Raw genomic sequence first — 12938 nt, 5'->3', positions numbered from 1 at the left:
GAGACAGGAAAGAAGGGATGTCAGGATGTCGTACTCAAAAGAAATGATCGATGCACTTCAGAACGAAGAACTCGAAAAGGCAGAACTCTTGCTGGATCGGGCAATTGCAGACGATTCGGATGAAGATTTGTTTGCACTAGTTGAAACCTTATTCGATCTGGGGTTTTTAAATGAAACGAAGCAGGTTGTTCAGCATCTGCTGACAGCACATCCCGATGAAGAGGGGCTGAAACTGACCTTGGCTGAGATAGCGATCGAAGAAGGCAATGAACTGGAAGCCTTTGAGTGGATCGAAAAAGTAGATAAGGACAGTCCATATTATGTCCAGGCGCTTCTGGTTTCAGCGGACTACTATCAAGTGCTGGACCTACCGGAAGTAGCGAGACAGAAGCTTGAAGAAGCAAGAACTTTGCTGCCTGAAGAACCGGTAATCGAATTCGCACTGGGAGAACTGCTTTTTGCCAGTGGGAAGTATAAAGAGGCCATTACTCATTACGAAAAACTGATTGTCACAAACCATATTGAATTCGCCGGGACCAGTCTCAATGGACGGCTGGGAAATGCTTATGCGGCGATAGGAGACCTTGATTCTGCTATAGATTACTTGAAAGAAGCTGTTGATTTGCAGGAGACGAGCGATCATCTTTTCCAGCTTGGTCTCGTGTATTTTCAGAAAAAGGACTACGATACGGCAAACAGCCATTTCTTCAAAGTTAAGGAACTGGACCCTAGCTACACGTCCGTCTACAGTTATCTGGCCAAAGGGTTTCTTGAACTTGCTGATGAAAAACGTGCGCTGGAACAAGTGGAAGAAGGGCTCTTTTACGACCGGCAGAATGCTTCCTTGTATGCGATGGGCGCAGAAGCAGCCAAGATTCTTGGAGATTCGGACAAGGCACGTCAGTTTTATCAGGAAGCAATTGCGCTTGACCCTGATAATATCACAATGATTCTGGAGTATGTGCAAGTCCTTTTCGGGGAGCAGGCCTTTGAAGAAGCACTTGCCGTGTTTGAACCGGTCCTTGCGAGTGGAGAAGAAGACCCGCAGCTGTTCTGGTATGCGGCTATTGCTTATAATGAAGAAGAAGCCTTTGAAGAAGCCAGAGACTACTATGATAAGGCAGCTGTGTATCTGAGTGACAATGCTGACTTTCTAAAAGACTATGCCGTATTCCTTCGGGAAGATGGAGACAGAGCAGGGTTTATTAATACAGCCAGACGTTACCTCGAACTGAAACCGGATGACATGGAAGTGCGTGAGTGGATTAAGTATGAAGACACGCTATAATTTTGGTATAATATAAGTGAGCATAGAAAAGGAGGGGAGTTTACATGTATAGTCGCGTACAGTTAAAAGACAAGAAGAAATTTCTCAAATGGTTTTTGCAGCGCTATCAGATGAAACGCAGAGAATCGATGTGGATTTTAAACTATCTACTCAATCATGACATTGTACTCAACAAGACAAAGTTTGTAGAAGAAGCGAATAAAACTCCTCGTGGAATTAGAATGGCGACTGTTGGCACAGAAGATGAAGCGTTCCGGTTCTATAAGGATGGTCAGGAATATGACCACCCGGAGCAGGCTTTCCACGAAGTCAGGCTGAACTGGCATACAGACTTGTATATCGAACTGCTTTTCCAGGATTCGCTGCTGTCACCTGAATATGCAGCAATTCTCGAAGACAACCCTTATGCAAAATGGAACGACCGCATGACTTCTGAGATCGATGAACAGGTAGACGAAGCGGTCGATACCTTTTATCTTCAGAAACAGCGCGAGCAGGTGCTGGAAGATATCGATCGTGCACTCGAAACAGATAACCGGGATAATTTTTACTCCCTGGTAGAAGAACTAAAACATATCGAAGAAAAAATGGAGAATGGTGTCTCGTCCTCCTGAAACCATCAGCTAAGGAGTAAACAGATGACTGACATGACAGACATGCAGAAACAGGTTGATGACTATATCAGTCAGTTCAAGACTGGATACTTTACACCATTAGGGCAGCTAGCTCGTTTGACTGAAGAAGTGGGCGAACTGGCAAGAGAAGTTAATCATCGGTATGGTGAAAAACAGAAAAAAGAGTCCGAAGAGGAAAAAAGGGTCGAAGAAGAGCTTGGCGATGTCCTGTTCGTTCTGATCAGTCTTGCCAACTCTTTAGATATCGACCTATCTGATTCGTTCGACGCCATCATGGACAAGTTTCAAAGTAGAGATGCGTACCGTTTCGAACGTCATGATGGCAGGAACGAAGCAGACAGTTAAGTGATAAAGGAGAGAAGGGGTAGAATGCGTCACTGATTTGTACCCCGTATATATGACCTTGAAAGTACCAGTAAAAGGAGAATTCGAGAAAGCTCTGCCCGTTCTGGAGACACTTCAGGCTGCGGGTTTTGAAGCATACTTCGTCGGAGGCAGTGTCAGAGATGCCCTCCTTGGAAAAACAGTCAATGACGTTGATATTGCAACGAGTGCCTTTCCTGAAGAAATTAAACGGCTGTTCAAACGGACTGTTGATGTAGGAATCGAGCATGGAACAGTCATGGTGCTGCTGGACGATGAAAGTTATGAAGTTACTACATTTCGGACCGAATCGACGTATCAAGATTACAGACGTCCTGATTCGGTCACTTTTGTGCGCTCTTTAGAAGAAGACTTGAAGCGACGTGACCTGACAATCAATGCTTTCGCAATGGATAACAAAGGAAACATCCAGGATTTCTTTGACGGGGAGCGTGATCTGAAGGAACAGATCATCCGTGCAGTAGGCAAGCCCGAAGAACGGTTCCACGAAGATGCCCTGCGGATGATGCGGGCGGTTCGATTTGCCTCTCAGCTCGGCTTTCAGCTTGAGGCTGATACGTTTTATGCGATTGTGGTTAATGCGCACCTGCTTGAAAACATTGCCGTCGAGCGTATTCAGGTGGAATTTGTAAAAATGGCTATGGGAGAGTATGTCCTCCAGGGGATGGAAGCCTTTTTTGCAACAAGTCTTTATGCCCATTGCCCTGGTATGAAGTACGGAAAAGTAGCGCTGAGACGCTTCTCACTTATTTCCAAACCACTTAAGAAAGAGCGGCATGTCTGGGCATTGCTGCTTTATTTCATGGGAATAAATGATTCCAAAGAAGCAACGGCCTTCCTTAAATATTGGCGTCTCTCCAACCAGTTGATTACTGACAGCGTCAAATTGCTGGAACTGATATTATACCGCCATCACTACCCGTTGAATCATTATATTGTCTACACTTATACTCCACCATTAATCTGGGAGGCGGAAGATCTTTTACAGATGCTGAATCTTCCATTCGATAAGCGTACTGCTGCACGCCTTATTCTTACACTGCCTATCCAGTCACGTGAAGAACTGGCCGTAAACGGACGGATTATCATGGAAGAAACGGACAGTAGAGGTGGGCCATGGCTCGGAGAAGCGATTCAAGTTGCTGAAAAAGCTGTGGTTTTGGGTGCTGTTGAAAATAAAACCGGGCCTATTCTAAACTGGCTCAAAGAAAATAAATACATTTGACGATTTTACGCCAGTATGAAGAGATAGAAAAGAGGGGGCTTATGAAAAAAGATCAGTTATACGCTGTCGTCGATATCGAAGCGACGGGTGCCAGTATCGGTCGAGATGAAAGAATGATCCAGTTCGCCTGTGTTCTGGTCAGAAACGGTGACATCATTCAGTCTTTCGATACATTCGTCAACCCTTCACGCAAGGTCAGCAGAACCATCAGAGACCTGACAGGAATTACCACTCAGGATCTGGCGACTGCACCATATTTCGAAGACATCGCTCATGTGATCCGACACCTGCTGGAAGACACGATTTTCGTTGCACATAATGTAGGGTTTGATTTTCAGTTTCTAAATGAATGTCTTGAAAGAGCCGGTTTAAAACCGCTCAGTATACCGGCTGTTGATACAGTAGAGCTGGCTCAGATCCTTTATCCTTCTGAGGACAGTTACCAGCTCAAGGAGTTGACTGCATCCCTTGGCTATACACTTGAGCACGCCCATAACGCGTTATCTGATGCAGAAGCAACGGTATTTCTTTTGAATAAACTGGATGACAAAGTCAGAAGCCTTCCTCTGATTACTATTGAGTCTCTCGCAGACCTTTCACCCAGTACTACAGCTGAAACGGCTTTGTTTTTCAGAGATGCTCTTGATGATATGATGAAGAATCCCTGTGACTTAAGTGACTCTCTTATGATTGTGGGGGATATGGCTATCAAGAAGCCCATCAGTCCGACTGTTCAGGAACAGTACAGAAAACAGCCTGTCTATCCCTATAAGGAAGAGGAGAAAAGGTCTGTTTTATCTCAGATCGGTCTTGACTGGCGAAGCGGCCAGTCTGAGATGATGAATACCTTATTCAATTACTTGAAAAAAGATACTCCAAACTATACACAGCTCATTGAGGCTGCTCCGGGTTCCGGAAAAACGTATGGTTACCTTTTTCCATCTTACTACTTAGCTTCAAAAGAGAATAAAATAATCATTTCTACTTATACTAAAATTCTTCAAAAGCAGCTTTCAGCCGATATCGTTCCTGTGCTCAATCAGAAGATGCCGTTCTCCAAAGCAGTAGCTGTAGCCAAGAGTGAGTTTCATTATCTTTCACTTTCAGCTTTTTACAGAAAATGGAGAAACACAGCAGCTACTCATACAGAAGCCATTTTCTGCATGAAAATACTAGTTTGGCTGACTGAAACAACCGAGGGTGACCTTGAAGAAATCGGGTCCGGAGCACATATGGCTCATGCATTCTGGAAGGATATTCGACCCTCAGAACGCCTGACTCCTCTTCCTGTTTTTGAATCGTATGAGTTCTTACACCGTAGAAACAGACGTCTCGAAGAATCAGCGATCATCATAGCCAATCATGCCTATCTGCTGGCTGACTGGAAAAAGGCTCAGCCTATTATTCAAGGTGGGACTGTCATTATTGACGAAGCCCATCATTTACCGGATGTCATTGATCAGAGTGCTACACTTTCATTAAGAGTCAGTTCACTCGTCAAGGATCTCAAGCAGATTGGATCACTCGACAAAGAAGATTCCATTCTTAATCAGCTGGATGCGGCAGCGGATAGTCCTGTTAAAGATTATCAGATCAGATTTCTGGAGTCAGCGGCTCATATCCTAAATGAAGAATGGCAGGAATGGTCCGACTCATGGATCGCCCGCATTCGTCAGTCAGATGACTACTCCGACACAGTTGTCGAATGGAAAGATCATAAGATCGAATTAAATGCTCTTTCAGTCGGATTGAAAAAAGATAATAAACGGTTAAAAGCTACGATCGATGAAACGATTTATATGGGCAATCAGATTCTTGAACTGCTTGAAGCAGAAATAGAATCGATGCCTAAAGAAATCAGACGACTGGCGTCTCGTCTTCAGCTCGTCATAGACCGTATTCAGCATTTATCTGAGACATTTACCGAACTTTTTTTCAAGCAGGAAAAAGGCAGCCTGACAGGTATGAGGTTTTATTCCCGCTCACCGTGGAGTACATTGACATTCTACAAGTATAATCATGGAAGCAGAGAACTGCTCCAGAACAGGCTGCATGCAGTCGATCATCTTGTGTTAACGAGCAGCACCCTGTCTGTTAAAGGATCGACAAGCTATATTCAGCTGGCACTCGGTCTTGAGCAGGCTGAATTCAGCAGCTTTGATTCTGTGTTTGATTATCAGAAGCAAGGGAGACTATTTGTTCCAGATCAGCAGACAGCAGTCGGCCATTTAAAACGAGGTGCGTATGCTTCCAATCTGGCTGGACAACTTGAAGACATACTTAAACAGACCAATGAGAACACGCTGATCCTTTTCCGGTCCCAGGAAACGATTCAGGCCGTCTATCAGCTTCTGAAAAATCGTCCGACATTGAACCGAAAGACTATCCTTGCACAGAACATTTCAGGCACCCCTTTAAAAATAGCCAAGCAGGTGAAAAAGGCACGAGAAGTAGTCGTGCTTGGGGCCGACAGTTTTTGGGAAGGGGTAGATTTTCCAGAAGATGAACTGAAACTGGTCATTTTGACTCGACTGCCGTTCGATTCTCCAGATATGCCGTTGGTCAAGCACAGGCACCAGCTATTGAGCGATCAGGGACAGAACCCCTTTGTACATGACCTTCTACCTAGAGCTGTAATGAAGTTCAAGCAGGGAATCGGCAGACTGATCCGATCAGTTCATGATAAAGGCATCTGGATCGTTCTGGATAGACGGATTATTGATTCGAGTTACGGCTCTGCATTTACCGACTCGCTGCCTGAAGGACTGGTGCTGGAAGAATATCCGCTTGACAAGATCATAGACGAAACTCGGACATTTTTCGGACAAACTGAAGGCAAAGATTAATGACCCAGATATTTATTTCTCCAGTGTCATTTGCTATACTAGAGAAGTTGAAATAAATGGAAACAGATTGAGGAGAGACAAGTGAAAAAAATTATAATTGGTCTCGCCATTACATTGAGTCTGATAATTATCGGAACGATTGTTTTATATCAGCGATCGACCATAACGTATACTCGTGCACAAGCAGATACGGTCGCATTTGTCAGGGAACGGACGAACCTAGACCAGGTATCGGACTTTCACTGGTTTAACGGAACGGAAACCTACCTGACGGTGACTGGAACGAATGAAGAAGGACAAGAACGTATTTATATCGTTCAACAAGATGGGGGTCAGATCACTTCTTTCTCTGCAGAAAATACTATTTCTGAACAGGAAGCAGTTAGAATGACTCGGGAAGCCAGAGATCCAGTCAAGATTTTAAATGCACGGATCGGCATGATCGACGATACACCGGTCTGGGAAATCAGCTACCGCAACGAGAATGACAGGTTAGGCTATTATATCGTCAATCTGCAGACAGGTGAATGGCTGCGTACCATTGATAATATTTAAATCGGAAGGGAATTATTAACGTGAAGAAAGTACAGATAATAGAAGCGCGTAAGCATGTCGGAGAGAAAGTAAGAATTGGGGCATGGATTGCCAATAAGCGTTCAAGCGGGAAAATTGCCTTTCTGAATCTACGGGACGGATCAGCCTTTTTCCAGGGGGTTGTTGTTAAGAGTGAAGTTTCTGAGGAAGTGTTTCAGACAGCTAAAAACATTACGCAGGAAAGCTCCGTCTGGGTCGAAGGAACAATTCAGGAAGACACACGTTCTAAATTCGGCTATGAAATACATGTCGACAGCTTGGAATTGATCGGCGAGTCAGTTGATTATCCGATAACGCCGAAAGAACATGGTACCGAGTTTCTTATGGATAACCGTCATTTATGGCTGCGATCTTCAAAGCAGCATGCAGTGATGCAGGTCAGAAATGAAATCATCCGTGCAACGTATGAGTTCTACAATAAAGAAGGCTTTACTAAAATCGATCCGCCAATCCTGACTGGTAGTGCGGCAGAAAACACGACTGAACTCTTCCACACAGAATACTTTGACAGAGATGCCTTCCTGTCTCAAAGTGGGCAGCTGTATATGGAAGCAGGAGCTATGGCTCTTGGCAAAGTCTTTTCATTCGGTCCGACTTTCCGGGCAGAAAAATCCAAGACCCGTCGTCACCTGATCGAATTCTGGATGATTGAACCTGAAATGGCCTTTATGGATCAGGACGATTCTCTGGAAATTCAGGAACAATATGTCGCTTATCTTGTCCAGAGTGTCCTGGATAACTGTGATCAAGCTCTGGATGTTCTTGAGCGTGATAAAGACCTACTGAAAAAATACACGTCTCTGCCTTATCCAAGAATCTCTTATGATGAAGCAGTTGAGCTGTTGAATAAAAATGACTTTGACGTGACCTGGGGAGAAGACTTCGGATCACCAGAAGAGACTTTTATCGCTGAACAGTTCGATAAGCCTGTCTTTATCCTGAACTATCCGAAAGCAATCAAGCCATTTTACATGAAGCCACATCCGACTCGTGAAGATATCGTCTTATGTGCAGACCTTATTGCTCCAGAAGGATACGGCGAAATCATAGGGGGATCTCAGCGTGAAGATGACTATGATGCCCTGCGTAAGCAGCTTGAAGCGTTCGACCTGGACGTCAGTGAATATGAATGGTATCTGGATCTGCGCAAATACGGCAGTGTCCCTCATTCCGGTTTCGGACTGGGACTAGAGCGTACGGTGACTTGGATCAGCGGAACTGAACATATCCGTGAAGCCATACCGTTCCCACGTCTATTGAACCGTATTTATCCATAAGAAGCAGTGACCGCAATAAAAAGGATTGGGCATTTTACCCAGTCCTTTTTTTAAATAATGAACCTCATTGATTGTGAGGAAAAGTTAGAAAGGAGCCGAAATATGGCTGAAGACCTTATAAAGTGGATAAAAGCCGGTCAGACACTTATCCCTAATCCATTGCTGATGCATTATAAAGATCTGGGGCTGACAAATACTGATCTGGTTGTTCTCATTCAGCTTCTTTCTCTAGTTGAAAACGGCCAGCGCTTTCCTGACAGTCAACTGCTTGCAGAACGACTGGATGTATCAAGGGAAGAAGCATACAAAGCAATTCACCAGCTGATGACTAAGAAAATTATTACAATAGAGACCAGCATAAATGAAGAAGGAAAGACTCAGGATGAATTCTCATTTGATCTGTTATACGAGAAACTTGTTTACTTGCAGGAAGAACAGTCGAAAACTGTGAAGAAAGAAAAAGAAGAGCTGTCTTCCAAAGATCTTTACCGTTTGTTTGAAGAAGAATTCGGCAGAGGATTGTCCGCAATAGAAATTCAGACCCTTGATATGTGGCTGAACGAAGATGATTATCCAATCGAACTGATTGAAGCAGCTTTGCGTGAAGCTGTATTGAGCCAGGTATACAGCCTGAAATACATCGACAGGATCCTGCTGACATGGGAAAAGAAAAACATTCGCACAAAAGAGCAGGTCGAGAAAGAGTCCAGACGGCACAGACAGAATCAGTCTACCAATTCGTCAGATAGTGAAAATGATGACGAAGAAAAACCCGTGCCGATGTATAACTGGCTGAAGAATAATGACAATACTTGAGAACATGACGACAGAATAAGGAGAGAATGCTGGGATGAAAGAACCAGAATTACTGAATGCGACCGAAACCACCAAACTGATCGAGGCAATGGGTGTTTTGTACCCTGATGCGAAAGCTGAACTGACACATAAAAATACTTTCGAACTGCTGATAGCTGTCATACTGAGTGCACAGACTACTGATGTAGGAGTAAACAAAGTGACGCCCCAGCTATTTGAAGCTTATCCGAATCCTGAGGCGATGATGGAAGCTGAAGTGGAAGAAATCATGGACAAAATCAAGACGATCGGACTATACCGCAATAAAGCTAAGTTTTTAAAGAAATGTTCAGAAGACCTGGTCGTCCGCTTTAACGGCGAAGTGCCGAGAACACACAAAGAACTTGAAAGTCTGGCTGGCGTCGGCAGAAAAACAGCCAATGTCGTCATGAGTGTGGCCTTTGACGAACCGGCTATTGCCGTCGATACCCATGTGGAACGTATCAGTAAACGATTCAATATCTGTTCTCAAAAAGCGACAGTCAAACAAGTCGAAGAGATCCTGATGGAAAAACTGCCGCGAGAACTATGGAGTATTGCGCATCACCGGATGATCTTTTTCGGTCGCTATCAGTGTCCGGCAAGGGCGCATGATCATGATGAATGCGTGCGCAAAATCCAGGAAGTTTTGTAGAGAGCGGGTCAGTCAACTATCAGCACTGATGCGTCGTTTTTAAAATCTTCTAAGATAAGGTATAATGATGACTAGCTAGTCTGCTTTCTGCTAAGTGCAGGGCAACGAGAGGAGAAATGTCATGTCTATTGAAGAAATAAGTGAACGTCTGGAGCAGTTGAGATCTCAGTATGCTCTGTATAAAAATCGACCCTTTGACATCACTATCGCCAGAGGGATCCCTTCAACAGATCAGTTGAAGCTTTCTGAAGCTTTATTAATTGAAACACGCATCGAAAACTGGTATAGTGAAGATGAACTTGACATAAGAAACTATGGAGGGCTCTTTGGTCTAAAAGAAGCTCGGGAACTTTTCGGTACCCTGTTGAATACACAAGTGGAGGAAACCTTTGTCGGAGGCAATTCCAGTCTTCAGCTGATGTATGCAACACTTGTGCACTTCATGTACACAGCTAAAGACTCGTGGTCAAAAGAAGAAAAGGTCAAATTTATCTGTCCGAGTCCAGGATACGACAGGCACTGGTTCATGCTGGATCATCTAGGTATAGAAATGATTCCGGTCGAGCTGACCGGTCAGGGTCCTGATATGGAAACAGTTGAAAAACTGGTTGCACAGGATCCGGCGATAAAAGGGATGTTTGTAGTGCCTACATACAATAACCCGACTGGAGAAACGATTTCCGATAAGTCAGTCGCCCGTCTGGCGAATATGTTCACGGCTTACGAGGATTTCATTATCCTATGGGACAACGCGTATGTCGTTCACCACTTGACTGATCATAAGAAAGAAGCTGCAGATCTCCTGAAAGCGTGTAAAGAAGCTGGAAATGAGAACCGGGTGATACAGTATGTGTCTACTTCTAAAATGACACTTCCCGGGTCTGGCGTAGCGGCTATGGGTGCATCAGAAGCACGCATCAACGAACTGGCTCTTGAGTTCAGTAAGCAGATCATCAGTTTTGATAAAATCAATCAGATGCGCCATGTCCTGTTTCTGAAAGACCGAGAAACGATCGAGGAGCACATGGAAAAGCACGCTGAAATTCTTTCACCTAAATTTGACTGGGTCGATACGATTCTTTCTGCGTACTTTTCCGGAGACCGATCCACGTTTGTTCAGTGGACCAAACCTGAAGGCGGCTATTTCATTCATCTGACTACTCAGGACGGTTGTGCAACAGATACCGTTGAAAAAATGAAAGCGATCGGGATCGAATTGACTCCTGCAAATGCCGCATACCCTTATGGCATCAATCCTAAGGATAACAGCATCAGACTGGCTCCAAGTTTTGCCAAACTAGATGATCTGGAAATTGCAATGGAAGCATTGTGTACCTGCATAGAACTTGTGTCACTGGAAAAATCACTTACTAACTAGGAGGAAAACAGCATGTCAAAAGGTAGTTTCGGAATAGGAATGGCATTGGGTGCCTTAGCTGGAGCAGCAGCAGCTTATCTTTTTGCACCACAGTCAGGAGAAGACTTTCAGAGACAACTGAAAACGAAGGCTCAGGAAACTAAGAGCAAAGCAGTCGATCATCTTGATGAGGCATTGATGGAGACAGAAATGTGGCTGGAACAGAAAACGGCTGAAGATGATGGTTACAATGAACCGATCCGCTACGAACACAAACCTGAAAACGTAGCTCTTGCACCAGACTATACAGAATCACCAGATGTATTTGTAGAAGAATAAGAAGGAAAGGGAGAAGAGCAATCTTTTCTCTTTCCATTTGTACTTGAATGAATATTTATACTATATTTTAAATATCTATACTAAAGCTTATCAGGAGGACACTATGCCAAGACTATTCAATATCAATTCAGAAATCGATCCGCTGAAATCCGTTCTATTAAAACGTCCAGGACGGGAAGTGGAAAACCTTATTCCTTCAACTATGGAAGACTTGCTCTTTGATGACATCCCTTATCTGCCGATCATACAGCAGGAACATGATGCATTTGCAGAAGCCTTGAAGGACAACGGATCTGAAGTTGTTTACCTGGAAGAACTGGTGGCGGAAGCCCTTGATGCGCAACAGGGGCATCAGACTTTAGTTGATCAGATAATCAAAGAGTCAGGTATATACATCAAAGATGTTAAAGACACCTTATCAGACTACTTGCTGTCAATGAATACGAAAGATATGGTCGATACGATGATGGCAGGAGTAAGAACGGATAAGCTTGACATTCAGTCTCGTTCGCTTGGATGGTTGACCGATCGGCAGGATCAGGATCTGTTTCTGATGCAGCCCATGCCTAATCTTTATTATACGAGAGACATTGCCTCCACATTAGGTAAAGGCATGTCCATCAATAAAATGACCTGCGAAGCCCGAAAAAGAGAATCACTGTTTATGGAAACGATCGCAAGATATCATCCAGATTTTAAAGGGGATCAGCTGCCGATTTGGCGTGACCGCAATTCGGATACGTCGATCGAAGGTGGAGATATCCTTGTTTTAAGTGAGGATGTCCTTGCCATAGGTGTCTCCCAGCGCACATCTGGTCGGGCCATCGAAGAACTGGCTCATTCACTTTTTGACAAGCAGAGTAAGTTCAGAAAGATCCTTGCAATCGAAATTCCACATGTCAGAGCAATGATGCACCTGGACACAGTATTTACAATGGTGGATAAAGATGCATTTACGATCCATCCCGGTATACAGGATCTGGACAAAAAAATGTCAATCTATATGCTGGAACCTTCTAAAGTGGAAGGACAGATCAAGGTCTCACATCATACAGACTTGACTGATCTCCTGAAAGATGTGCTGAACATGCCTGAAATCAACCTCATCCCATGTGGAGGAGGCGACCCGATCGCTGCTCCTAGAGAACAGTGGAACGATGGCTCAAATACGTTAGCAGTCAAACCAGGCGTGGTTATCACTTATAACCGTAACTATGTCTCCAACGATCTGCTGCGTAAAAATGGAATAAAAGTCGTCGAAATTCCTTCAAGTGAGCTGTCCCGCGGACGCGGGGGCCCACGATGCATGAGTATGCCGCTTCTTCGTGAATCAGAATAAGTTAAGTCGGTAACAGTAATGAGTTGATAAAAAGCACCTGACCACAGCAGATCAAATTAAACTGGACCCTATAGAATAGACACGGATAAAAAAACCTTATTCGTTCTCTATTTTATAGGGTTCTTTATTGTATAATGAACCCAACTATATGAGTTCAAAGGAGAG

Annotated in this window: 12 protein-coding genes; all 12 read left to right on the top strand. The window is 44.1% G+C overall.

The genetic code is table 11. The features are described from left to right. The first annotated feature begins 25 nt into the window (after positions 1–25). Positions 26–1288 carry a tetratricopeptide repeat protein gene (locus ABFX15_RS07190; protein ID WP_346024786.1) on the top strand — a complete coding sequence of 421 codons (1263 nt, stop codon included), beginning with the start codon at positions 26–28 and terminating at the stop codon, positions 1286–1288. A gap of 44 nt (positions 1289–1332) precedes the next feature. Beyond that, complete coding sequence (locus tag ABFX15_RS07185) at positions 1333–1902, top strand: ReoY family proteolytic degradation factor (RefSeq protein ID WP_346024785.1); 570 nt, start codon at positions 1333–1335, stop codon at positions 1900–1902. A 24-nt stretch (positions 1903–1926) separates the two neighbouring features. After that, positions 1927–2268 carry a nucleotide pyrophosphohydrolase gene (locus ABFX15_RS07180; protein WP_170230997.1) on the top strand — a complete coding sequence of 114 codons (342 nt, stop codon included), beginning with the start codon at positions 1927–1929 and terminating at the stop codon, positions 2266–2268. 52 nt (positions 2269–2320) lie between these two features. Continuing rightward, positions 2321–3532 carry a CCA tRNA nucleotidyltransferase gene (locus tag ABFX15_RS07175; protein WP_346024784.1) on the top strand — a complete coding sequence of 404 codons (1212 nt, stop codon included), beginning with the start codon at positions 2321–2323 and terminating at the stop codon, positions 3530–3532. Between the two features lie 41 nt (positions 3533–3573). Next, positions 3574–6378: a helicase C-terminal domain-containing protein gene (locus ABFX15_RS07170; protein WP_346024783.1), complete on the top strand. Its 2805-nt coding sequence runs from the start codon at positions 3574–3576 to the stop codon at positions 6376–6378. A gap of 81 nt (positions 6379–6459) precedes the next feature. Continuing rightward, positions 6460–6933: a cell wall elongation regulator TseB-like domain-containing protein gene (locus ABFX15_RS07165; RefSeq protein WP_346024782.1), complete on the top strand. Its 474-nt coding sequence runs from the start codon at positions 6460–6462 to the stop codon at positions 6931–6933. A 20-nt stretch (positions 6934–6953) separates the two neighbouring features. Beyond that, the gene (asnS, locus tag ABFX15_RS07160) at positions 6954–8249 is read left to right on the top strand and encodes an asparagine--tRNA ligase (protein WP_346024781.1); all 1296 of its coding nucleotides are present in this window, start codon (positions 6954–6956) and stop codon (positions 8247–8249) included. Positions 8250–8351: 102 nt separating this feature from the next. Further along, entirely contained in the window at positions 8352–9065 is a 714-nt protein-coding gene (locus tag ABFX15_RS07155; protein ID WP_346024780.1) for a DnaD domain protein, read from the top strand. A gap of 34 nt (positions 9066–9099) precedes the next feature. Next, positions 9100–9738, top strand: coding sequence for an endonuclease III (nth, locus tag ABFX15_RS07150; RefSeq protein WP_346024779.1), 639 nt, complete (start codon positions 9100–9102; stop codon positions 9736–9738). 121 nt (positions 9739–9859) lie between these two features. After that, the gene (locus tag ABFX15_RS07145; protein ID WP_346024778.1) at positions 9860–11116 is read left to right on the top strand and encodes an aspartate aminotransferase type Ic; all 1257 of its coding nucleotides are present in this window, start codon (positions 9860–9862) and stop codon (positions 11114–11116) included. A gap of 12 nt (positions 11117–11128) precedes the next feature. Next, positions 11129–11434 carry a YtxH domain-containing protein gene (locus ABFX15_RS07140; RefSeq protein WP_346024777.1) on the top strand — a complete coding sequence of 102 codons (306 nt, stop codon included), beginning with the start codon at positions 11129–11131 and terminating at the stop codon, positions 11432–11434. Between the two features lie 103 nt (positions 11435–11537). Next, positions 11538–12773, top strand: coding sequence for an arginine deiminase (gene arcA, locus ABFX15_RS07135; RefSeq protein WP_346024776.1), 1236 nt, complete (start codon positions 11538–11540; stop codon positions 12771–12773). The last annotated feature ends 165 nt before the right edge of the window (positions 12774–12938 follow it).

Origin of the sequence: Alkalibacterium indicireducens (assembly GCF_039522005.1) — a bacterium.
Taxonomy (GTDB): Bacteria; Bacillota; Bacilli; order Lactobacillales; family Carnobacteriaceae_A; genus Alkalibacterium; species Alkalibacterium indicireducens.
Note: the sequence above shows the minus strand (reverse complement) of the source record. Positions and strands in the feature narration are given on the sequence as shown.